We start from the raw sequence: 25,095 nt of genomic DNA, 5'->3' as shown, positions 1-25,095 counted from the left end.
AATTGGATCGTTCGCTGTTTTTTCAATCATTTCGATCACGCTTCGCTCAAATCGCCCCATGCAGCCTTTAAATATTGGAACATTGACCAAAACGTTAAGATAGCCGCCACATACATAAGTGCAATTGAAAGGTTTTCAATTAATGGCGTTGGACGCCACAATAAACCGACTAATGACATCATCTGAGCTGTTGTTTTAAATTTCCCAATCCAAGAAACAGCCACACTACTACGTTTACCTATCTCTGCCATCCATTCACGTAAAGATGAAATAATGATTTCACGTGCAATCATAGTTGCCGCCGGCAAAGTCACATACCAAACATCATAACTTTCTGTGACTAACACTAACGCCGTTGCAACCATGACTTTATCAGCAACCGGATCTAAAAAAGCACCAAATTTTGTGGTTTGCTTCCACAACCTTGCTAAAAAACCATCAAACCAATCAGTTACCGCTGCGATAACAAAAATAAGCGCACATGCAAACGGCCCCCAAGTAACAGGGAGATAAAAGGCTAATACAAAAAACGGTATTAGGATGACGCGAAATAATGTCAACCACGTTGGTATGTTTAATTTCATCACGCTCACTAACTTTTTGACCAAGTTGGATATTATGAATATGTTGCCCTAAGACACTCACTGTTTCAATGCATTATAAATCTTTTCTGCAAGGGCGTATGAGATCGAGGGCACTTTTGCGATTTCTTCTATGCTTGCATTGCGTAAAGGCTGTAACCCCCCCATATATTTTAGCAGCATCTGCCGACGTTTTGGCCCAACCCCTTCAATTGACTCTAATGCGCTAGTACTTTTGACCTTTGCTCGTCGTTGTCGATGCCCCGTAATCGCATGATTATGCGACTCATCTCGGATATGCTGGATCACATGCAACGCGGGAGAATCTGGTGGTAATGAAAAACCTTCGCCTTCAGGTTTTAAAAATAACGTTTCAAGCCCCGCTTTACGATCGCTTCCCTTAGCCACACCAATTAGCAATGGGTGTTTTTTATCCCAATCGACCTCAAGTGAATTAAATACATCCCTTGCCTGCCCTAGTTGGCCTTTACCACCATCAATAAAGATGATGTCAGGCACTTTGCTTTCATCAATATGTTTACCATAACGACGTGTTAAGACTTGATGCATCGCCGCATAATCATCCCCTGGAGTGATCCCTGTAATATTATAGCGCCGATACTCTGATTTAACTGGCCCAGATTTATCAAATACAACACAAGAGGCGACGGTTTGCTCACCCATCGTATGTGAAATATCAAAGCACTCCATGCGGTTAATATTTTCTAAATTAACGACTTTTGCTAGTGCTGCCATGCGTTGTTGCACCGTAGAGTGTTGCGCTAATTTTGTAGAAAGCGCAATTGATGCATTCGTTCTCGCTAATTTTAAGTAACGAGCCCTCACACCACGCGGCTGGCTTTGAATATTAATTTTACGACCGGCTATCTCAGAAAGAGACTCCGCTAATAATTCTTTTTCTGTTAATGCAAAATCTAATAATATTTCACCCGGTAGCGTTCTATTTTCGCTGCCTTGTAAATAAAACTGACCTAAGAAGGTTTGAACCACTTCCTCAAGCTGAGTATCTGCGGGAATTTTAGGAAAATAGCTACGGCTTCCAAGGACTTTCCCTTGACGAATAAAAAGTACATGCACGCAAGCAAGGCCAGACTCAAAAGAAACACCAATAACGTCTAGGTCATCACTGTCCCCAGATACATACTGCTCTTCCGTAACAGCCCTTACCGCTTGAATTTGATCCCTAAAACGTGCGGCATCTTCAAAGCGTAGTTCTAAACTTGCCTTTTCCATACGCTCAACGAGACCCGCCAAAACTTGTTTATCTTTTCCGGTTAAAAATAAACGAACATATTCTACTTGTTGATTATAGTCTTCATCGGAAACTAAGCCTTTAACACAAGGACCTAAGCAACGGCCAATTTGATATTGCAGACAAGGCCTTGAGCGATTTCGATACATGCTATCTTCACATTGACGTATCGGAAACAACTTCTGCATTAACGCCAATGTTTCTCTCACCGCATAAGAACTTGGGAAAGGGCCAAAGTACTCACCTTTCGCATGTTTCGCCCCTCGATGCATCGAAATTCGAGGGTGTGTTTCACTGCTCAAAAATAGATAAGGATAAGATTTATCATCACGCAACAATACGTTATAACGTGGTTGATACAACTTAATATAGTTGTGTTCAAGTAATAGTGCTTCTGTTTCGGTATGAGTCACCGTCACATCAATAGAGGCGATTTGCTTAACCAACTGCTCTGTTTTACGGCTACCCACATTTTCACGAAAGTAACTGGATAAGCGTTTTTTAAGATCCTTTGCTTTCCCTACATATATGACCGTTTCCCCAGCGTCATACATACGGTACACACCAGGTTGATTAGTGACTGTTTTTAAGAAAGCTTTCGGCTCGAACTGTTCTGACACTCGGATAAACCCTGTTTTGCTGTAATTAAACCATAACTGATGGCTATATGAGTTAATTCTACATCACTACAGATATTAAGTTTACTAAACATTCGATATCGATAGGTATTTACTGTTTTAGGGCTCAAGGAAAGCGACTCAGCCACTCGTTTGATAGGTATCCCCTGAGTAATCATTAACATGATTTCCAACTCACGCCCTGATAATAAATCATATATATCTTGTTGATTGCTATAAATTAACCGCTGGAGAGCAAGGTCTTGCGCAATATCCGGAGAGATAATTCGCCGTTTAACACTCACAATCTGGATAGCTTCAATGAGGTCTTCTTCTGTCACATTGATACTTAATAAACCAAAAATACCGATATCTAGCGCCTTTAAAAAAAATGACGGATTATTTCTGACATTGTAAATAATGATCCCAACGTCCGGCTGAGTTCGGCGCAGTGTCTGAATTGTTTTTAGTGAATCATAACGGAAGCGATCACTACTGATTAAAATCATATTTGCTTTTTGGCATCTATTCCATGTAATCGCATGTTCCACAGTTGGAAAAGAAGCAACAACCTTATAGCGTATATGACGTGAAAAAACCGCCTCAAAACCACGAATTGCAATATTATTATCGTCAATTATTATAATATTAATCAATTAATTCCCCTGTTGGATTTTAAAATTAATTGTAAAAATAATAAATGAATAAATAAAAAAGTCACATACACTTTTTTATTTATTTTTGTTTTATTAAAAATAATATTAAATTATAATTTAGGTGAATAACTCATGTGGATTAATAATTAAAGACCACCTTATCGAGTGGTCTTAATATTAAGAATTAACTGAAGTGTTATTTTTTTCCAACTAAACGACAAATAGTTTCTGATACTAAGTAGCTTTTCTCAAAAGAGCTGATTGGTAGAAACTCAAAGCATGAATGGAAATTAAGTGCCCCAGTAAAATAATTTGGAGTTAAGACGCCTCTTGCTGATAAAGCAGAACCATCCGTACCACCACGCATCGGGATCACTTTAGGTTCAACCTCTTGAATTTTCAATGCATCGAAAATTAAATCAATTGCTGTACGATCATCACCTAACGAGTCACTAATATTACTATACACATCTACAATATTGCATTCAATTTTTGCTCGTGGATGACGCGCTTTTATTAACTCAACCGCTTGTTCTATAAAATGTTTTCGAGCTGCGAAACTATGGCGGTCAAAATCACGGATCGCCATTTTAATTTTAGCATTATCAGGGTTTGCGATTAAATCTGTGATATAAAAATAGCCTTCGCGATGCTCTGTGTGCTCAGGGGTATCAAAACGGTCAAAACAGCCAATAAAATCATGCGCAACCCGAATAGGATTCAATAATACATTCTTAGCTGACATGGGATGTGCAGTAATACCTTTAATTGAAACTTCGATAGAAGCTGCATTAAACGTTTCATACACAACCTCACCAAGTGCACAGCAGTCAATAGTATAAGCAAAGTCAACATTAAAGCGGGTTAAATCCATAATTTTAGAACCGCGTAGACCAATTTCTTCATCAGGTACAAACGCAACGTAGATATCCCCACAATCAAAATCAGCATATTGCAGCTTATGCATTAATTCCATAACAACCGTTACAGCGGCTTTATTATCAGCGCCCAGTACACTGGTTCCATCGCTAAAAATAATATCTTCACCCATATAAGGCGCGGCTTCAGGGTGCTCGGCAGTCTTAAACCAAATGTTTTCTTTTTCATTTAAACATAAATCCTGCCCTTCGTACCTCAAAGTTTGAGGCTTAATGATGGGAGATAACCCAACATCGACAGTATCTAAATGAGTCACAAAACCTATTTTTGGTGCTGAAGGCTTATTTCCTGGGCGCATTGCATATAAGATGGCATGGTCATCAATATAAATATCTTTCAGACCATAGCTTTCAAGTTCTTGCGCTAATAATTTTGCCAGCTCACGTTGCCCTTCTGTGCTTGGAACAACTGTGCTTGCTGCGTCACTTTGGCTTTCAATAGCGAGATAGCGGTAAAAACGCTGCTCTAATTGTTTACCTAATTCGTTCATTTCATATTCCTTGCATTGACTATATTTACCCTATCTATTTACTTAATAGATAGGGTATTGGCCCTACTTACTGTGCAGGATGCCATGTGTAACCGCTGTCGAAACCAATTGGGATATCAAAAGCCCAGAACAAATATAATGTTGAAGTCAAAATAATTAATAACCCAACAGTAAATGGGATCATCATTGAGCACAATGTTCCTATTCCTGCATTTTTATAGTATTTTTGACAATACATCAGGATTAACGGATAAAACGGAAACATCGGTGTGCTCACGTTCATTGCTGAGTCACTAACACGAAATGCAGCTTGTGTTAACTCAGGTGAAATTCCCACTGCCATTAGCATCGGTACCAATACTGGCGCCATAATTGCCCATTTTGATGTCGCTGAAGTAATCATGATATTTAAAATAGCGGTTAATAGAATGACGCCAAAGACAGTCATTCCAGATGGCATATCAAGTGTACGTAATAACTCAGCTCCTGAAAGTGCTAATAATGTACCTAAATTAGAATGTTGAAATGAATATAAAAATTGGGCAGCAAAAAAAGCAAAAACAATAAATGGGATAAGTGACTTAGTAATATTTTCCATTGCCTTAACAACATCTTTTGTTGACGTAAAAGATTTCGTCATATAACCATAAACAATGCCTGGCAAAGCAAAGAAAATAAACAGTAAAGGCACAACGATTTGCATAATAGGTGCTTTTGGGCTAGTTAAGCTGCCATCAGGCCCACGTAATGGGGAGTTCTCTGGCCATAACAATGCAAATAATCCGATACCTAAAGCAATTAGCACTAAACCTGAAATACGAAAAGCACGATTCTCAACATTCGTAATTTTACCTAAATCTTTTTCAGAATCAGTATCCACTTCGTTTGTACTGATCGGACAATTTTTATTTAACCATGGTTCAACAATCTTTTCAGTGATAAACCAGCACGTGAAAATAACCCCAAATGTACCACCCAAACTAAAGAAATAGTTACATAAAACATTTACGCTATAACCTGGTGCTAGCATTTGCGCAGCATCTTGTGTAAAGCTCTGCATTATTGGGTCAATAATTGACGGTGTATAGCTTGCAGTAAATCCACCCGCTAAACCTGCAAATGCTGCAGCAATCCCAGCTAATGGATGACGGCCACTCGCATAAAACATCATTGCTGCAACTGGCATTAAAATAACATAGGCAGAGTCTGAAGCAATATGAGAAACGATCCCGACAAACACCACAGTAGGCGTTAACATTCGAGGTGAAATAAACGACAACATTTTTTTCAATGCAGTATTAATAAAACCGCTGCTTTCAGCGATACCAATACCTAACGTTGCCACTATCGTTATACCGAGAGGAGGAAAATTAATGAAATTTTTAACTGCCGCAGTAATAAATAATATTATTTCCTCATACTGGAACATATTAACTATAGCGATTTTTTCTTTTGAAAGAGGATGGTAATAACTAAAATCTACGAAAGAAAGCAGATAAGATAAAAACCAACATATAATCAGGGCATAAACAAACAGCATAGTCACATCAGGCATAACATTACCAATGCGCTCAACACGGTTTAAGAACCCTTTTTTCTTGGGAAGTGTTTTAGTTGTCATATTTACAAGCTACTTATGTTATTAGAATAGAAACTTTATAACAGTAAATAACCTATATATAAAAGTAAAATACTTTTGTGATTAGTTCTAACAGGATAAACCAGTTGCAAATTAAAACATTAGAATTATTTATATTAATTTTATATTTCAAATATACTATATCTTAAATTTTATTAACTTATAGATTTAGATGTAGAATATATTACTTAAGTGTTTGGCTTCGTGGTTACGCATACAAAAAAAGGAATAATAATTACACTTTTTTTGTATGCACGTAAATTACACTAATGTATGTTATTCACGCTTTAATTTTTCAGTATTTGCAATATAAAGTGCTACAACAAGTACCAAAATCGCCCCTGCATGTAACAGCGTTGTCATTGGGTCACTATGGTCAACAATAATTAAGCGAATAATTGCCGTAATACCTATATAGATAAAATACCTTAGTGGGAAGTGATAGCCCGACATAAAATACTTTATTATCAAAGCAATAAATTCAAAATACAAAAAATAAATGACAATACCTTCTAGTAACTCATAGGCCGTTGCTCCTTTTGAGCTACCAAACATTAATGACGCCATTGTCACTGTTTCTTTAGCTAAGAAGAATACAAGTACAGCAGCGAGTGCTATCAAGCCTATATTTAATATCCATTGCAGTACCCACGCGATATTACTCGCATGACGCATTCCTTTCATACCGTTCATTTGTTATCCCTCAGAACAACTTCTAAGTCTAGTTATTACCTTAATTGTAAAACAAATTTAAGTCGTTCGCATGACAAATAAGAACTTAATTTAACCAATAAAATCAAAAAATACAGTCTGAATAGCTACTACCGAATTGCCTATTTCTTGCTATTAATACTATAACTAGAAACTTTAGTCAGATGATGGGGACATCATTTCCATAATATCTTTCTCTGTCAACATAGGTGTCCTTTCCACAAAGTTATAATACTTAGGCTTGCTATCGATGTAAATTTGCATACTCATTTGCGCATCTTGGCTCTCTTTAAATAAAGCTGCTGATGCATAATATGTTGAAGGCGAAAGTAAATGATAAAAAAGGTGTGAACCACAATTTTTACAAAATGCACGTTCTCCCCATTGAGATGACGCGAAAATTGTCACAGCTTCTTGCCCCTCAATGATTAAATCGTTACCACAATCAACACTAAAACCTGGACCACCATTCCACTTTTGGCACATTCCGCAATGGCATACACTGACATGACTAATATCTTTTGGCGTTGTGATTTTTACAGAACCGCACAAACATTGGCCTTGATGCATAGAATCCCCTTTATTTAGATCGTAGATTTGTAATCTTAATATGAGCGTGTCCGCAGTAAAATTTAAGTGATGATTTACCTTTCATCTATTCTGAATTGTCGCCCACTAAAACGTTTATCGTTAACAATACTGCGCAGTTGTGAACTATCAAGTTCTTTCGTTTCCCGTTCAAACTCAATATCTGCGTCATTTCCGTCTGTATTTTGTAGCACATATTCATACGTCACTTTGTTATGTACAGCAATCTCTGTTAATACCGTATTACTCGTAGCTTGGGCAGCTATTGAAAAACCAGTCAAAATAACAACCATAATAAATATACGAGCCAGTAATATTTTTTTCATCATTATCTCCTATTCCACTAGAACTGTTTTAGCGCAAATCTCTGTCAGAAAAAACAGGCTACAAGTAAGAGTTATCATGATTAAGTAAAGAGATGTCAAAACCGTCAACGACGTAAATTAAGACCAAATAGGGTGCGATCCCCTATTTGGTTAATAAAAATCTAGTTATAGCTCTTCATTGTTCGTTTTATCTGAAGAATTAACTTCTCTTAATAAATACCAGCAAAAATACCCTAATACTAATATTCCAATAAATAATAATACCCATAAGGTAATTATCAGCCAGCTAAAATTATCATCAACTTCTTCTGTTGCAGTTAACCTATCTACACCCCCCAATTCAATGACTGTATTATCAAGAAAGAGCTGAGGGTAATTCATCATTAGTTCATCAATGCTATCTGGTTTCCCTATCAGCTGGCTTGTGGTCAATTTATCGAAGCTTGCTTGTTTATTTCCCCAAACAAGCAAATACGGAGCGGGACCTTGTAAATTAAAAATAAGGTTATAAGCATCTCGTTTCCCCGTTAGCCTTGGTGGTTGGTCCTCCCAACTGCCTTTGAGTGCAGAAATTCTTACTTTACCTACCATTTCGCCATAAAGTGTAGTGCTCGGATTACTAACTAATTCACCCTCTATTATTTGATTATATGCAACAATATTAGTGAGTAATTTCCAACTTTCACCTCTATCAGATGAATACTCAATTTTTAGTGGGATCACGCGATTTGATTGCTGCAATTGTATTTGTAACTCACTTAATGGCTGAGCTCTTGGCAATTGATATATAACATGGTCTTTTGAAACTCCATCATTGGTCATTTCAAAATGGAATAATTCCTGACGATAAGTTGAATTAAGTATACTAGAAGTAGCATTTACTTTTAATAAGTCAGGGATAACAATATCAGGGCCACTTACAATCACAGCCATAAGATAAGGTGCATTCAATGCCTCTGAATTACCATTTAATAATTCAATATTATTACTTGCAATAGTTTCAGAATTTAACTTCAAATTCATAATTGGCTGGTTTGTTGCGATATTTAGCCAGTTTTCTTTGTCATCACTGGAAAAAACAAATACCTTTGCCTGCCATTCATTCTCACTTTTGGCCCAGTCTAATGTCAGGTTTTTAATTGGCGTATCTTTAGTTTGACTTTGATTTCTCGTTAATAAATAAGCCTGATAAGCAACATTGTCTTTTACCTGCATACTAGGCAACTCAATTCTATTTACCTTGCCTGGAATAGATTCAACTAATAGATGTTGCCTTTCTCTGCGCACATCATCATGAGAATTAACACTATCAACCTGCGTCACTAAACGTTGTGGCGTAAAAATCACTTTCTCATTAGAAATGGACTTTTCCGTATCAGAAAATAAGACTGAAGGAATTTCATTACCCGTACCGTTAAAGACGCGAACATCTTGCAAGGTCTTGGGGTACGCTGAATTAATGTATGCATTTACAGGGAGCTCTAACCAATAAAAAGGAGTCGATGTATCGAGTACATTTATTTCTGAGCCTTGATAAAAGCTATAAGGTGTAGCCTCTTCTACTGTCTGCGCATTTAAGTAACTTGAAAACAATAATGACAAAGAGAAGACTGCAAAAAACCTTCTTAGCCCGGTATTTTTTATTAAACTCATGATTGTTTCTCCTGTTCGACTTTCCCTTTTGTTTCTTTTGGTGGTAATGGTGAAAAATACCCAACAATTAAAATTAATAATGCAACGCCAATAAAGGAAATTGCGCGAGAAATACCACCCTGCCCATAAATATCAATTAAGAATAACTTGGCAATAACACAAGCAAAAATACCGGCTCCCATAAACCACCAAATACGATTTTTCTTAATAGCGGCAATAGTGATACAGGCTAGTGCAGCCAATGCCCAACTGATAGAAAGCACAGTTTGCACTAAGCGTGAATCATAAAGAGTATCATAGTTCCAATTTAGCTCAGCGAAATCTGCTATTGCACGAATTAAAATACCGTTAAACCAATAAGCAGAAAGTGCAATTATAGCCACTAATAAACTACGTAGAACCCAAAAATTAGCCGCTGTCACGTTACGTATTTTTTGAGTGAAGCCTTTACGTATTAAAATTAGAGTCGCAATACTAAATAACCCAGCTTCATCTAATGGGTTGATTAACGGCACATAACTCCAAAAGGTCAATTTGCCATCTTCTAAATTCGCATAGCAAGATAATACAATTAACCCCACTGTCACAGGGAGCATTGCATACCAATAAATTAACCCATTACGTTTCATTGGTGGCGTTCTATTTTGTTGCAGCCAATAAAGAACAATCACGGTTAGTGTTATCGCCATGACATAAATAAAATACCCCACTTCATGCATTCCCCACGGTAAAATGGAGACGAACCAATTCACTTGAGTAGCAATAAATGCAAGAATTAGCCATAAATTAGCGCTATGAAGTACTCTTTGCATCCAGCGATCACGAAGTTTATACGCATGAATAACAAATAAAACAGAGCTACCCAATACAACTGGCCATATAAGAGAACCCTCGCCACGCCCCATCGGGTTTTGGTCATTTAAGAAATCTAAACCAAGATAATAATAACCCGCAATCCATAGGATGGATTGGCAAAGTAGTAATGGCACCCAATTTATATGGATAGCATATAAACGCCAAAACCAAACAGAAATAACGACCAATACTAAAATAATAAAGCCTTCAGATTCACGACTCCATGATAAGATATCGGTAAATAAGGGGAGCCAGCAAAACCAAGTCACCAAGCCAATAATTAAGAAACCGTAGCTAAATAAAGTAAAGTTGCTGTCTTCATGACGACGAGTATGGAAAAGCCCACCAGCCATAAAACATGCGATTAATAGCACTGGCACCATATAAGTACTACTGCGACTCCAATATAAATAAGGATAATCACTTAATAAGGTTATTGCGCTAATAACAATCAATAAAGAACCAATAGCCGCCATTTTTTTCTGGTTTTGCTGTAAGCCAAACCAAAGAATTAGCAACCCTTCTAATGACCAAATAATGGAGGTCCACTCAAATGTTAACGCTAGTGGAATAGCTAAAGTAATAAAACCAGCGCCAATAATAATATTCGCTAATGCCATATTTTTGCCAGCAGATTTATAGCGCTTATGTACTTGTAATCCAGTTATCAGATATAACAAACCTACCACCAGTGAAATAAAGGCTGGCAGTAAACCTTCCCCTTGTGAAATAAAGAATTGAAGGGCAATACTAATAAAAGGTGGAACAAACAGCAGTGTATTATCAACAATCAGTTGCTTGCTATGTTCAAAACGCAGTGAAAACAGTTGAGTTAAGGCATTAAATACAACTAAATTAGCGATGATAAAGAGTTGGCAGGATAAATAATAGTCTGGCTGGTAATTTTCTAATCCCCATAAAATGGCAACACCATAAGTCATCACCATACCAACTAAATTTAAAGGACGCCAAGCTTGCCACACACTAATAACCAAAATACCAATAGACAGCATCAGGTAATAAGAAAACAAGACAACATGGCTTCCACCGCCAGTAGAAAGCAATACAGGTGCTAAATACCCACCTATTGATGCTAAAACGGCTAAACTAATAGTTCGCTGCAATAATGCCAAAGCAATACTTGCGGCACAAATAAGTAACATAAACGCAAATGCCATTCCATATGGCACCATCGTATATAATTTGAAGGCAGCAAAAATAGTGATATACAAGCAGCCTATCGCCCCTCCTTGTAAAATCAACCCAAATAATGCCTTTTTGTTTCGTAACCACCAACCAACCCCTAGTAAGGCTAAGCACCCTACCGCACTGAAAATCAACCGCATTTGTGGTGAAATAATTTCATTTTGCACGCTGTAATTCAGTAAATATGCCACCCCTAGGAATAACAGCAGGATACCTATTTTCGCAACTGGGTTTCCTTTAAATAACCAACTAAAGAAATGGCTGAATATTGATTTATCATGACTAACCGAATGCTGATTATTTTGATTTGTATTAGGTTTATTATGATTAAATCGATTTGGGTCAATTTGCTGTACTACCGTGTTATCAAACCTATTTAGGTTGGTATTTTCATGAGTAGATTGTTCCCTCATAGAAACCGAGTTCACATTATCAGATAAACCACGTTCTTTTTCAGCTTGCTGGTAAGCAACATGGCTCATCGAGGCAAGCTCTTGAGCTGCTCCCATTTCATTGTCTAATTTAACGTCCGCACTAGAAGAAAATTCATTTCCCTCTTGCTCTACAGGTGCATCCTGTATTTCATCTAAGACTGGTTGGGGAGATGCCACACCATCAACGGATGTACTTTGCGTGTATTTTGCTTTTGAAAGTAAAGTTTCTAACGAGGAAACCTTCTGATTTAACAGCGAAATTTGGTACTGCAACCGACCTGTTCGATTGATGGCAATGATAGCAAGAATCGGAGCTAGCACTAGCAGAAAAACTAATACGAGTCCTACTAGTATCCAAGTATCCACAAATAGGTTTCCTCATAATAAAATTCACAATTTAGAATCTGGAAAATAATGACCACGATTACTGCTAGTGTAGATAGCATTGATCCCCTTGCCAACCAAATGTAATAAACTGTTACAAAATAATTCGTTACATTCTGCTTTTAGGTATACCTTAAACAAAAAAGAAGCGATACGGCACTTTTTTTATGATTTATTAATACCCTCATTAGTTATTTTAGTAACTAAGAAAACCCTTAATCATCATTTAATGATAATTTTATTCATAAAGAATAAGTAATTTATTAAGTATCTATTTTTAGCATTCCTTTTTAGATACCAATAAAATTAGCAATGAAAATTTTATTAGTAGAATTATTTTTATTATGTTATCTATATAATATCTTTATCTTCAACGTATTACTCTAATATTTACTATCCTTAAATGACTAAAATCATGTAAAACTATATTAATTATTTTTTATAACACATTGATAAAAGCATAAATGTTTTAATTTAAATAACGTTAACACTCGGGAAAATGTTAACTGTCATTTCACAGACTTTTTATACAACAAAGCCTATCGCATAATATCGGGAGAATTTTTAATGCTAACTCACATTATACTTGCTGCTTTAGGACCCATTGTTCTTGGATTAGCCGTCGGTTGGCTATCGGGTAAATATGGGTTTATCAAAAGAGAGTATTCCCAAGCCTTTGCTGACTTTGTAGTTAAAATAGCATTACCATTTGCATTATTTCTTGCTGCTGCACAGGCTCCCCCCTCGGTATTGCTCAATATTGACTACTTATTAGCATTAGCCGTAGGACTAATTGCAACATACGTGATTGGTTTTATTTTTGGTAAGTTTATTTTTCTCCACAACAAAAAAGATGCTGCAATGCAAGCATTGTCGGTGTCTTTTCCTGATATGGCCTACTGTGGGCCGCCTGTATTGCTCGCAACTGTCGGGTCATCAGGCTTAATCGCTATGGTATTAGGCAACCTTATTTATACGGTCATTATTATCCCATTTACTCTCTTAATGATCAGTGGCTCACAACAAGGGCATAGTGTCTTTAAATCTGTTGGGAAAGCCATTGCCCAACCCTTAGTTTTTCTTCCTATTCTAGGGGCATTATTGGCTATTTTTGGTGTTAAATTACCTGAAATATTACAAAACTCAGTTAATGAATTAGGTAAAACAGCAGGCGGAGTTGCTTTATTCTTCCTTGGATTGCTCCTTTCAGGGATCAAACTGACAATAAGTAAGGAAATTATATTTAATGTCTTTATAAAAAACTTTGTTCAAGCCGCTCTTATTTTAGGGACTGGGCTCGCTTTAGGATTACAAGATGATTTACTTAAAGCCGCATTTATCATTGGTGTATTACCCACCGCGACCGCCGTTCCTGCATTAGCAATTAGCAATCAGGCCTATACGGAAACCTCTGCTGGAACCGTGTTATTAAGTACACTTGCTGCCTTAATTTCAATTATTGGCGGTATCACTATCGTCGAAATGCTTTAGCTTTTAAATTAATGGTAGCCTAAACATAGGCTGCCATTTCATTGCGGCACTAAATTCTCTGTTGCTTTTATCAGCTATAATTTGCCAGACAGATCACAAAAAACGTATCATAGAGATAAGTACTTTTCTTTTATACACCTGGGATACGAACAAAAAATGAAAATTAGTGATGAGTTAGCTTCCGCTATCGCTTCCGTTACCGAAGTCGCTGCTGTAGCTGCCTTCGATTGGGTAGGTAAACAAGATAAAAATGCCGCAGATAAAGCCGCTGTTGAAGCAATGAGAAATCGCCTAAATGAAATTGATTTTCATGGCAAAATTGTTATTGGTGAAGGTGAAATCGACGATGCTCCGATGCTATATATTGGCGAACAAGTTGGCAAACAATCGAGTTCTGTAGGGTTAGATATTGCAGTAGATCCTATCGATGGAACTCGTATGGTAGCTTGTAATGAAAAAAATGCCATTGCCGTACTTGCTGCTGCACCAACGGGAACACTGCTTCAAGCACCTGATATGTATATGGAAAAACTTGTTGTTGGTGCCGCAGCGAAAGGAGCTGTTCACCTGGCAAATCCCCTAGAAAAAAATTTAGAATTTCTCTCCTCCGCACTGAATAAACCAATTTCAAATCTTTCAATCGCAGTGCTTGATAAACCTCGCCATCAACACATTATTAACACTATCCGTAATTTTGGTGCGAATGTGATTACCATCCCTGATGGCGATGTGCTCGCCTCATTACTTACCATCCTTCCAGAGCATCCCATTGATATGATGTATGGGACTGGTGGTGCTCCTGAAGGCATTATCAGTGCAGCCATCGCTCGCGCTTTAGGCGGTGATATGCAAGCAAGGCTAATTTCTCGAGATAAAGCCAAAGGGGATAGCGAAGAAAACAAACAGCTCGCGGCACAAGAAATTTTGCGCTGTCAGCAAATGGGGTTAGAAATTGGTGAAGTGTTATCTCTAGACCAGATGGTGAGTACTTCTGATGTCATATTTGCCGCCACAGCTATCACACCAACAATCTTGATGGATGGTGTATCAATAGATGCTTACAGCCGTATTTCAAATACCATTTTGGTTAATGGCCGTGACCGTTCGCTAAAACTGATTAATAATCGCTATTTTAATTAATGCAATAATACAGTATGTCGTATATATCAAAAGGGCTTTTCAGCCCTTTTGATTACAACTATTTAAGATGAAAATTAACGCTCAAGAGTCATACGATTTAACATCGGAGCAGTTAAAACCATCAAAATTGCCATCACACCAGTCACTAAACCAATCTTCAGGAATACGTCGCTATACACAGCTAAAGATTCAACTTTACTAGTAAGTTCACCTTCTGGTGCCGCTGCCATTGAGGCAACATACCCTGCGATAAATGCTGCTGCTGAGTTAGTCAGGAACCACGCGCCCATAATAAAGCCCATTAAACGCTGTGGAACTAACTGAGCTACCATCGCAAGGCCAAGACCTGAGATCATCAGCTCACCAATACTTTGGAAGCCATAGCAGATAACTAGCCATTGAACAGAAACAATCCCTGCTTCATTTGCAAATTTCGCACCTAATGGCAAAACTAAGAATGCCGCGGAACATAGCAACATACCAATGGCAAATTTATGTGGCATCGGTAAGTTGTCGCCCATTTTATTATAAATTGCAGCTAAAATTGGGCTTCCAATCATGATCCATAATGGGTTCAGAGCTTGGTATTGTGCAGGTTCAATAGAAAAACCAAAAACTTCATGCTCTACGTTATGTAATGCAAAGAAGTTTAGCGATGTAGGCATTTGGCTATAAAGAACAAAGAATACGATCGCTTCAAGCATTAGAATCAATGCAACAATCATGCGGCGACGCGCTGTACCTTTCAGTGCTAATGTTTCTTTGATAAAGATAACTAAAATACCCAAAGAAATAATCGCTAGTGCTGTACGAGCAATACCGAGGTTATGCAATAGCCATGTTGAAATCGCAATAAGTGCCACAACACCAGCGACAGTTGCGACCAATCTTGAGATCACGACAGGAGCGAAGTCAGGCTTTGAGCCATGTTGAGAAACCCATTTTTTACACATATAGAAGTTAATCAATGTGATAATCAGGCCTACAACACTAAGAGAGAACGCAACATCCCAGCCATAATGTTTTGCTAACCATGGTGTTGCAATCATTGAGAAGAATGAACCGATATTCACGGACATATAGTACATGGTGAATGCACCGTCCAAACGAGGATCGTCTTTTTCATAGCAGGTTGATAACAGTGATGATGGGTTTGCTTTAAACAAACCATTACCAACTGCAATAGTTGCTAAGCCAACATACACCATCGACACGTCATGCCCTGAGAAAGCAACAAATGCGTACCCCGCAATCAGTGTTATCGTTCCAAGAACAATAACACGTTTTGTTCCGAGAACTTTATCCCCTAACCAACCACCTACCGCAACAAAACCATAAACTAATGCTGCAAACGCCGAGAAAAGTGTAATTGATTCTGTTTCTGACATACCCAGCACTTGGCTTAGGTATATTGGAAGGATCCCTTGAAGACCGTAGTAACCAAAACGTTCCCAGAGTTCGATAGAAAAAATAAGATAGAATGAGCGAGGTTGCTTAAACGCGTTAAGACTGACTTCCTCTTTGTTATTTGTTGTGGACACAAGTTACCTCTAGTACAACCTGTACATATGCAAAAAAACCACGGAACGCTCTATGCGCTCTCGCATTGTTATGATCTCAAGAATTCAAAGTTGAAAAGATTCACTTTTGGTAGGAGGAGTATCATTCCCTGACCTCAAAACAAACAAAACTGTGTGTAGACTTGTTTATGGATCTCAAACATAAATTCAATGAGTTAAAGCACATTTGATTATTTATTCAACATTAATTGGCAGATAACCCGCCCAGAACCCAATAATCAATTAAGCCATATACGTTATTTATGCACCAAAATTAAAGAATTAGCTAGTATTAATTACTACATGAATTGAATTTAATCGTGATTTACTTCAATTTTTTACAAAATTGCCAAATTTTTATCGATTACTAATTAGTCATTTGTTTATTAAATGTTAAGAATATTATTCTATAGTGAAACTATAACTCCCTATTTATAACCCTATGATTTATTGCTGTAAGCATTATGGGAAACTAAAAATATCCATAACAAATGAACACTTTTTTCTTTTATGATAAGAAAGGATTTAGAGAATAGCAGCTGAATAGACATTCAAACTGGAATTTTGGATAAAAAAAAGCCCAGTTATAAACTGGGCATAATGCATTCTACTCAAGGATCTTTTTGCTAAATTCAAACTATCACTACGTAGGTGCATTATTACATTACTTCGTGTAAAGAAATGAATGATGAGGGTAAATATATGAATGTTTACGCAAGTAAACAGTATATAGATACTATTAAGACTGGTTAAAGAGGAAAAAAGTTCATCTTTTTTTAAAATATTTATGTATTTTTTGCTCAATGCGCTAATAGCAACAATTAACCATTTGATTTAGTAGTATTAATATACAATACCTGTCAGTCATTGCAGGAACTTACCTAACAAGATAACTTAGTCATTGAGCGCTTAGTACAAAGGATGTCATGTGAAAAAAATATTTTTACTGTTTTTTATCTTTATTAACGTATTTTTCTCTCCTGCTTTTGCAGAAGAAACGACGCCACTAATCAATGAAAAAACACTAATTGCACTTGCGGAACAGGGCCAAGCCGAAGCTCAGTTTAACTTAGGTATGTTTTATCAGTCCCATCATCAATTTGACCAAGCTTTACATTGGTATCTTCTCTCTGCTAATCAGGGTTTTACAAAAGCACAAATTAACCTTGGTTTAATGTACCAACAAGGCACTGGGGTTAAATTAGATGAGAAACAAATGCTGCGCTGGATGAAAATAGCAGCCGAAAATGGTGATCCTATTGGCCAAATGAATATGGCCGAATATACCTTATACGGCCTTGATAATTTATTAGAGAAAAACCCAGAAAAAGCAGAGCAGTGGCTAAAAAAAGCGGCTGAACAACATTTCCAACCAGCTATGCTCACCCTCGCCTATTGGTATGAAGAGGGAAAAGCCGTTACAAAAGACCCGCAAAAAGCCCAAAAAATATATCTTGCCCTTGCTGAAAAAAACCATCCTCAAGCACTCTATTTATTGGGTTATCAGGCTGCTGTAGGCATGTATGATAAGGTGAACTACCCTCTCGCCTTTCAGTATTTTACCCGTGCCGCAGAACTGGGCTTTTCCCCCGCCCAAAATAGCTTAGGTATGCTGTACTTAACAGGGCAAGGTACCAAAAAAGATATCCAATCCGCCATAAAGTGGCTAACCCAAGCCGCTGAACAAGGTGAAGTTTCGGCTCAATTTAACGTCGCACTTATCTATGCGCGCGGTGATGGTATCAAGGCTGACCAAGCAAAGGCGTGTCACTGGTTTATAAAAGCCGCTCAGCAAAATAGTGTCGATGCGCAATATGCAGCAGGAGCTTGCTACCAATATGGTATGGGTGTTGAAGCCGATGACAAAAAAGCTCTACGCTGGTATCAACTCGCAGCCGCTAAAGGCCATGAGCGGGCTGAAAAGAAAGTGTTAATTTTAGAAAACCAGCAACAATAAACTCTATTTTTCCAACTTACTGTTGCACCACTAATATAAGTAAGATATAGAAGCTCTGCATTGCTTATAGCCAATGCAGAGCTTCTATAAACATATACTCTTAATTCAGACACTCACAATTTGGTGCGGTAAATCCGCTGCGGTCGGCCAACTTTGCCATACTCAATTTCGGCTTCAATTTTATCCTTCGCTAAACAATACTCCAAATAACGCCTTGCAGTGGTACGACTGAGTTTGATGGTTTCAGCAATACTTTCTGCCGTATATTGCACATCAGGTTCAGTGAACAAAGCGAGTATTTTTTCAAGTGTAATGATATCAATGCCTGTTGGAAGTTCTTCCTTTGATTCACCTCGCGCATAGGTATTGAACATATCATCAATTTTACTTTGGTTGGTTTTACTACTGTCCTGTACAACAGATTTACGTTGAATATACCTATCCAATGTTTGACCTAAACGCTCATAGGCAATTGGCTTTACTAAGTAGTCAAAAACGCCTAAACGAATAGCTTCAGAAACCGTATCCATATCGCTTGCAGCCGTAGTGAATACAATATCTGCATTATTTCTTTCTTGTATTAACTCATGGACCAGATCAATCCCTTTACCATCAGGTAAATAGTTGTCTAATAAAATCAGGTCTGGTTTCATGTATTCAATCATTTTTCTCGCTTCAGCGAGATTACCTGCAAGCCACACTTTCTCACATGCAGGATAGGCTTTTATATACTCACTGTGCATTTCAGCAAGTAGTAACTCATCTTCCACAATGAGGATTTTTATCTTAATCATTTTATATCTTCACTTTCGGAATAAAAATTGAAAATACTGTACCATGCGGTTGATTTTCTTCAATAATAACCGCACCATTACAGCGTTTAACATAAGATGCAACAAGATATAACCCGATACCATGGCCATCTGTCACATCGGTTTTCGTTGTCACACCGCGCTCGAACCATTTATCTTGCATTTCTGATGGGAAACCACACCCCTGATCCGCGACTTCAATGACAATCTCCTTCCCTTCATCAGAAAGGTATAATTCCACTTGTTTATTACCCTGATTATTTTTCAAACTTGCTTCAAACGCATTATCAAGTAAATTTCCCAATATGGCACAAAATTCCGTACTATTTAACGAATCAGGTAATTCATGCAACTGACTACCGGCAGTAAATTTTAATTGTAACCCTAACTCTTTAGCTCGATGGTGCTTACCAAATAATAAACCTGCAACCTGCTTATCAAAAAACTGCCCACGGAGTGTATCAATTAATTGCTGCTGAGATTCTGATTCCCCTTTAATCAAAGCCAACGCTTGGTCGTATTCTTTCATTTGCAATAACCCACTTAATGTTGACATCCAATTAAGGTGTTCGTGCCGTAAAGTGCGTAAATTTTCAATATATTGACGAACTTGGGTCAACTGAGAGTTTAACGATTCAATATCGTTTTGACTACGAAAGCTAATAACCGCCCCCACCAGATGCTCACCATCACGAATCGCAACCCGATTTGCAATCACATTTAAACCATTAAACTCGCCAATCACATCATGCTTAGTTGTTTCAAGATCGGTAATAAAAAAATCAGCTGGCGATATATGTTCTGATACAAATGTTCCTGTTAACTGGCCCAATGGCTTACTCAGAGATAACATTTTTCTCGCATTTGAGTTGATATTGATTATTTGTCCTTGTGTATTTACCGCAATTACACCTTCAAAAACGGCTTCAAATATTCCTTTTTGTACTAACACCAGTTGAGTAATCTCTTCAGGTTCCATTCCCAACATTTGTTTTTGAATTAAACGTGAAAAACCCCAAGATAAAAACAGCAAAATAATCAATATTCCTAAAAAGGTAGCACCTGTTTGTACAAACAATTCACTGCGTGACGTATCAATTTTGTTGGACAAATAACCAATAGAAACTACGCCAATCACTTTACCTTGTTCATCAAAAATAGGGGTCTTGGCTCTAACAGCATTTCCCATCGAACCTTCACCATTAATGAAATAGCTTTCTCCTTTCTCTAAGGCACCTGGTTTGTTCCACTGCATTTCAAAACCAATTTTTTGGCTATTTGGGTGATATAACCGAATTGATTTTTCATCACCGATAACCACATAATCATAGTTGGAATCTTGGTTTAGTTTGTCAGCAATAACCTTCAGTCTCGGAATATCTCTATTCTTTACTGATTGCACCACACCATCAATAGAAGCAATCAGCTTTGCTTGGCTCATCGCTAATGATTGAATGTTTGCAATCAATCGATTTTCAGCCGTATCCGTGAAATATTTGCCCAACCCGAACGTCAAAAAAACAGAAACAATCAATAACAGAAAAAAAACTCGTACTGAAAATGAAACTGAATTTACTTTTTTCAATGAAGAGAATGCATATTCTTTTTTCATGTTATATCTCGTTACTGGCTGAAAAGTAAAAATTTTGTTAATTCAAAAATGGTAGGATAACCGATAAATCGGATTCAAGCCAAAAGTATAATACACATATTAATAATTAAACACATTAAAACCAAGCAATAAAAAACATATCCAATAATTAAAAACTTTAAAACCATTAAACAAATACAATCTCATTTAAGAAACATGAAATAGGTCAAATATATTAAATACAGTACCTTTAATATAAATATCAGAAAGGATAATTAAATAAGAATTTATATTTATTTTTATAAGAACAACCAAAAATATTTATTTAATTAACTTTAACATTAGCAACATTTTAAAAACATCTCTAAATGAGATGCAGGATACTATTATGTTCGAAAACATAACGTTTAACCAAGTAAAACGTCATGAGAACAGGAAACTTGCTGAAATAACTCAGTTTTTAAAGGAAAACGATTTAGAGCTTGATTCAAGCATTGACGTTTTTATTACAATCTCACGCAATGAAAAATTAATTGCGTGCGGAGGCTTAGCAAAAAATGTTATTAAATGTGTTGCTATTAGTGATGATGCTAGAGGTGAAGGCCTTGCATTAAAATTAGCAACAGAACTGGTTAATCTTGCTTACGAAAATAATACAACTCATTTGTTTATTTATACCAAATTTCAAAATGAAAGCTTATTCCAACAATGTGGATTCCATACTATTGCCACCGTACCTAATATTATGGTGTTGATGGAAAACAGTTGCTGTTATCTAAAACGTTATATCGAAAGTTTAAAAGCACAGCGTAAGGAAGGGAAAAAAATTGGCGCAATCGTCATGAATGCCAATCCCTTCACCCTTGGCCATCGCTATTTAATAGAACAAGCCGCGAAGGCCTGTGACTGGCTACACCTATTTGTTGTCAAAGAAGATACATCGCGTTTTCCTTATAAAGTTAGATTAAATTTAATAGAAGCTGGGACTAAAGGAATAGAAAATCTCACTATTCACAAAGGCTCCGAGTATATTATTTCTCGAGCGACATTTCCTTGCTACTTTATTAAAGACAAAACGGTTGCCAATAACTGTTATACCGAAATAGACATTAAGATATTTCGTCAATATATCGCCCCTGCTTTGGGGATAACCCATCGATTCGTAGGCTCGGAACCATTTTGCCAAGTCACCAACCAATATAACCAAGACATGCGCTTTTGGTTAAAAACCGATGCTATGAATTTTCCACCTATAGAACTCGTTGAATTTCCGCGAACAATCATCAATGGAACGGCAGTTTCTGCCTCACAAGTTAGACGATTGCTCGCTAAAAAAGATCTTGCGGCGATTAAGCCGATTGTACCTGAGGCAACCTATCAATATTTACAAGAGATGGTCGCCAATCAAGTCGCATCCGCTCAAAGCCACACCGAAAGTTCTGAATTAGCCATAGGTGAAATATGAAGATAAAACACGCAGCAGTAGCTGGCACACTTGAATCAAGTGATGTCATGGTTCGTATCGAACCGCTAGAAGACACTCAAGAGGTCTCAATACAAATTACCAGTAGTGTTGAAAAGCAGTTTGGGGATGCTATCGCAAAAATCGTACAAGAAATGATTCAGCAGAATGATATTCAAGGAGCACAAATCATTGTAGATGATAAAGGTGCACTGGAATGTGTACTTAAAGCGCGTTTAGAAGCCTTATTGGCTCGCGCCTGTGATATCGACTATCTGCCTTGGGAGGATAAATAATGACTCCAGAACAAAAATCACGTACACGCAGAAGTATGTTATTTGTGCCCGGTTCCAATGCAGCCATGTTAAGCAATTCCTTTATTTATAAAGCGGATGCTTTAATGTTCGACCTTGAGGACTCTGTGACTTTACGCGAAAAAGATACGGCTCGTCGCTTGGTTTACCATGCATTGCAGCACCCGCTTTATCAAGATATTGAAACCATTGTACGGGTCAATGCGTTAGATTCCGCCTTTGGTGTTGCTGACCTTGAAGCCGTTGTTCGTGGTGGTGCGAATATTGTCCGCCTTCCTAAAACTGATACTGCGCAAGATGTTATTGATATTGAAAGTGAAATCTTACGTATAGAAAAAAGTTGTGGCCGCGAAGAAGGTAGCACGGGCTTGCTCGCCGCTATCGAATCACCAATGGGCATCACTCAAGCAGTCAATATTGCTCATTCATCACCAAGACTTATAGGCATCGCATTAGGTGCCGAGGACTATGTCCGCAATTTGCGCACCGAGCGGTCTCCAGACGGCGTAGAACTCCTCTATGCTCGGTGCGCCATTTTACAAGCCGCTCGTTCAGCCGGTATTCAAGCGTTTGATACCGTATATTCTGATGCAAATAATGAAGAAGGTTTCCTACGCGAAGCCGCTCACATTAAACAGCTCGGCTTTGATGGCAAATCACTAATTAACCCAAGACAAATTGAGTTACTTCATAATTTATATGCACCAACTCAAAAAGAAGTCGACCATGCACAGCGTGTTGTTGAAGCCGCTGATGCCGCAGCCCTTGAAGGTAAAGGTGTGGTTTCATTGAACGGAAAAATGGTCGATGGCCCAGTTATTGACAGAGCTCGCCTCGTGTTATCACGAGCAGCATTATCAGGAATTCGGGAAGAGTGAGGCAATAAAAATGACAAATAATACTCAGCGCCAGGCTCGCGTATCAGCCTACTTACAACCAAATACTGACGATGTTCTACGTGAATTTAAAGATATCGGCAAAGTACAACAACAGGTACAAAAGCCGAGAAATCGCAAATTATGTGATGACTTACAAGTCGCGATCCGCCGTTCTGGCCTTAAAGACGGTATGACTATTTCTTTCCATCACGCCTTCCGCGGTGGAGATCTTACGGTCAATATGGTGATGCAAGTCATTGCTGAAATGGGTTTTCGCAACTTAACACTTGCATCTAGTTCATTAAGTGCTTGCCATTCACCACTTGTTGAACATATTCGTCATGGCGTTATCCGTAAAATTTATACCTCTGGTATCCGAGGCCCACTCGCTGAAGCTATTTCACGCGGTGAATTAGAAGAACCTGTACAAATTCATTCGCATGGTGGAAGAGCTAATTTAATTCATAGTGGTGAGCTAGTTATTGATGTGGCGTTCATTGGGGTTCCTTCTTGTGATGAATACGGCAATGCCAATGGCTACACCGGAAGCGCAAGTTGTGGTTCTTTAGGTTACGCCAAAATTGATGCTGAAACCGCGAAAAAAGTGGTGATGCTCACTGAAGAGATATTAGATTACCCCCATAACCCATCCAGTATTAAGCAAGATGAAGTCGATTACATCGTCAAAGTTAAACGCGTGGGTGATGCCGATAAAATTGGGGCTGATGCGACACGTATGACATCGAACCCTCGTGAACTGCTGATTGCTCGTACTGCGGCTGATGTTATTGAAAAATCAGGTTACTTCAAAGATGGTTTTTCATTACAAACGGGTACGGGCGGTGCTTCTCTTGCCGTCACTCGCTTTCTTGAAGACAAAATGAGACGCCATAATATTCAGGCAGGCTTCGCACTTGGCGGCATTACCTCAACTATCGTTGACCTGCATGAAAAAGGGTTAATTCGTAAATTATTGGATGTCCAAAGTTTTGATAAAGCGGCAGCTGAATCACTCGCTCGCAATCCGAATCATATTGAAATCAGTGCTAACCAATATGCGTGTTTTGATTCAAAAGGTGCTTCCGTTGATATGCTTGATGTCGTTGTGCTCAGCGCATTAGAAATCGATACTCGCTTTAATGTTAATGTGTTAACGGGTTCTGATGGCATTATTCGTGGTGCATCTGGTGGCCATAGTGACACAGCCGTTGCATCAAAATTATCTATCATTGTTGCACCACTGGTACGTGGCCGTATTCCAACACTCGTGGATGAAGTTCTCACGTGTGTTACACCTGGTTCCAGTGTCGATATTCTTGTCACTGACCATGGTATTACCGTTAACCCTGCTCGTCCTGAATTAAAACAGCAACTTGAAAGCCAAGGTATTAAAACCGTTTCAATGAGCTGGTTACGAGAACGAGCACAATTATTAACTGGTACTCCTAATCCAATTGAATTTACAGATAAAGCTGTTGCGGTTGTTCGTTATCGTGATGGCTCAGTCATTGATGTTGTTCATCAAGTGAAGGAGTAAAT

The 25,095-nt window shown here is 37.9% G+C and carries 20 protein-coding genes; 7 read left to right on the top strand and 13 right to left on the bottom strand.

Annotated features, from left to right (window positions below; genetic code table 11):
- Window positions 1-35: 35 nt before the first annotated feature.
- The 10 genes from pgsA to PSF28_RS02630 form a co-directional block, all read right to left on the bottom strand.
- Entirely contained in the window at window positions 36-584 is a 549-nt protein-coding gene (pgsA, locus tag PSF28_RS02675; protein ID WP_004263394.1) for a CDP-diacylglycerol--glycerol-3-phosphate 3-phosphatidyltransferase, read from the bottom strand.
- 57 nt (window positions 585-641) lie between these two features.
- Complete coding sequence (gene uvrC / locus PSF28_RS02670; RefSeq protein WP_109911211.1) at window positions 642-2,474, bottom strand: excinuclease ABC subunit UvrC; 1,833 nt, start codon at window positions 2,472-2,474, stop codon at window positions 642-644.
- Window positions 2,441-3,127: a LuxR C-terminal-related transcriptional regulator gene (locus PSF28_RS02665; protein ID WP_272684589.1), complete on the bottom strand. Its 687-nt coding sequence runs from the start codon at window positions 3,125-3,127 to the stop codon at window positions 2,441-2,443. The genes uvrC and PSF28_RS02665 overlap by 34 nt, the downstream gene beginning before the upstream one ends.
- Window positions 3,128-3,323: 196 nt before the next feature.
- Window positions 3,324-4,556 (bottom strand): peptidase T, encoded by a 1,233-nt coding sequence (pepT, locus tag PSF28_RS02660; RefSeq protein WP_210840126.1) that lies wholly within the window; start codon window positions 4,554-4,556, stop codon window positions 3,324-3,326.
- Between the two features lie 67 nt (window positions 4,557-4,623).
- Window positions 4,624-6,177: an AbgT family transporter gene (locus PSF28_RS02655; protein ID WP_210840125.1), complete on the bottom strand. Its 1,554-nt coding sequence runs from the start codon at window positions 6,175-6,177 to the stop codon at window positions 4,624-4,626.
- A gap of 294 nt (window positions 6,178-6,471) precedes the next feature.
- Window positions 6,472-6,879, bottom strand: coding sequence for a phosphate-starvation-inducible protein PsiE (gene psiE, locus PSF28_RS02650; RefSeq protein ID WP_371021253.1), 408 nt, complete (start codon window positions 6,877-6,879; stop codon window positions 6,472-6,474).
- A 183-nt stretch (window positions 6,880-7,062) separates the two neighbouring features.
- Entirely contained in the window at window positions 7,063-7,476 is a 414-nt protein-coding gene (locus tag PSF28_RS02645; RefSeq protein ID WP_210840123.1) for a GFA family protein, read from the bottom strand.
- A gap of 74 nt (window positions 7,477-7,550) precedes the next feature.
- Complete coding sequence (locus PSF28_RS02640) at window positions 7,551-7,820, bottom strand: hypothetical protein (RefSeq protein ID WP_210840122.1); 270 nt, start codon at window positions 7,818-7,820, stop codon at window positions 7,551-7,553.
- 165 nt (window positions 7,821-7,985) lie between these two features.
- Window positions 7,986-9,473, bottom strand: coding sequence for a DUF3999 family protein (locus PSF28_RS02635; RefSeq protein WP_272684588.1), 1,488 nt, complete (start codon window positions 9,471-9,473; stop codon window positions 7,986-7,988).
- Window positions 9,470-12,334, bottom strand: coding sequence for a DUF2339 domain-containing protein (locus PSF28_RS02630; RefSeq protein ID WP_272684587.1), 2,865 nt, complete (start codon window positions 12,332-12,334; stop codon window positions 9,470-9,472). Before PSF28_RS02630 ends, PSF28_RS02635 begins: the two co-directional genes overlap by 4 nt.
- A 585-nt stretch (window positions 12,335-12,919) precedes the next feature.
- On the opposite strand from PSF28_RS02630, the gene PSF28_RS02625 reads away from it, so the two are divergent.
- Window positions 12,920-13,843, top strand: a complete 924-nt coding sequence (locus tag PSF28_RS02625) for an AEC family transporter (RefSeq protein ID WP_210840408.1) — start codon at window positions 12,920-12,922, stop codon at window positions 13,841-13,843.
- Window positions 13,844-14,005: 162 nt separating this feature from the next.
- Window positions 14,006-14,983 carry a class II fructose-bisphosphatase gene (gene glpX / locus PSF28_RS02620; RefSeq protein ID WP_210840409.1) on the top strand — a complete coding sequence of 326 codons (978 nt, stop codon included), beginning with the start codon at window positions 14,006-14,008 and terminating at the stop codon, window positions 14,981-14,983.
- Window positions 14,984-15,057: 74 nt separating this feature from the next.
- Here glpX and dtpA read toward each other — a convergent pair whose 3' ends face one another.
- Window positions 15,058-16,524 carry a dipeptide/tripeptide permease DtpA gene (gene dtpA, locus PSF28_RS02615; protein WP_109911202.1) on the bottom strand — a complete coding sequence of 489 codons (1,467 nt, stop codon included), beginning with the start codon at window positions 16,522-16,524 and terminating at the stop codon, window positions 15,058-15,060.
- 946 nt (window positions 16,525-17,470) lie between these two features.
- On the opposite strand from dtpA, the gene PSF28_RS02610 reads away from it, so the two are divergent.
- Window positions 17,471-18,499, top strand: a complete 1,029-nt coding sequence (locus tag PSF28_RS02610; protein ID WP_272684586.1) for an SEL1-like repeat protein — start codon at window positions 17,471-17,473, stop codon at window positions 18,497-18,499.
- 113 nt (window positions 18,500-18,612) lie between these two features.
- On the opposite strand, the gene dpiA is transcribed toward PSF28_RS02610, so the two are convergent.
- Window positions 18,613-19,293, bottom strand: coding sequence for a two-component response regulator DpiA (dpiA, locus tag PSF28_RS02605; RefSeq protein ID WP_210839175.1), 681 nt, complete (start codon window positions 19,291-19,293; stop codon window positions 18,613-18,615).
- Between the two features lies 1 nt (window position 19,294).
- Complete coding sequence (gene dpiB, locus PSF28_RS02600) at window positions 19,295-20,923, bottom strand: sensor histidine kinase DpiB (protein ID WP_109911200.1); 1,629 nt, start codon at window positions 20,921-20,923, stop codon at window positions 19,295-19,297.
- A 367-nt stretch (window positions 20,924-21,290) separates the two neighbouring features.
- Here dpiB and citC point away from each other — a divergent pair, with 367 nt between their 5' ends.
- The 4 genes from citC to citF are packed head-to-tail and all read left to right on the top strand — an operon-like array spanning window position 21,291 to window position 25,093.
- A complete protein-coding gene (gene citC, locus PSF28_RS02595) occupies window positions 21,291-22,367 on the top strand; it encodes a [citrate (pro-3S)-lyase] ligase (RefSeq protein ID WP_247605424.1) in 1,077 nt (358 codons plus the stop codon).
- A complete protein-coding gene (citD, locus tag PSF28_RS02590; RefSeq protein WP_272665155.1) occupies window positions 22,364-22,660 on the top strand; it encodes a citrate lyase acyl carrier protein in 297 nt (98 codons plus the stop codon). The genes citC and citD overlap by 4 nt, the downstream gene beginning before the upstream one ends.
- Complete coding sequence (citE, locus tag PSF28_RS02585; protein WP_004910068.1) at window positions 22,660-23,556, top strand: citrate (pro-3S)-lyase subunit beta; 897 nt, start codon at window positions 22,660-22,662, stop codon at window positions 23,554-23,556. The genes citD and citE overlap by 1 nt, the downstream gene beginning before the upstream one ends.
- A 10-nt stretch (window positions 23,557-23,566) precedes the next feature.
- Window positions 23,567-25,093 (top strand): citrate lyase subunit alpha, encoded by a 1,527-nt coding sequence (gene citF / locus PSF28_RS02580; protein ID WP_198641247.1) that lies wholly within the window; start codon window positions 23,567-23,569, stop codon window positions 25,091-25,093.
- Window positions 25,094-25,095 lie beyond the last annotated feature (2 nt).

It is taken from the genome of Providencia sp. PROV130 (assembly GCF_028482225.1).
In the GTDB taxonomy this organism is placed as follows: Bacteria; Pseudomonadota; Gammaproteobacteria; order Enterobacterales; family Enterobacteriaceae; genus Providencia; species Providencia rettgeri.
This window is presented reverse-complemented; position numbering and strand designations above follow the sequence as displayed.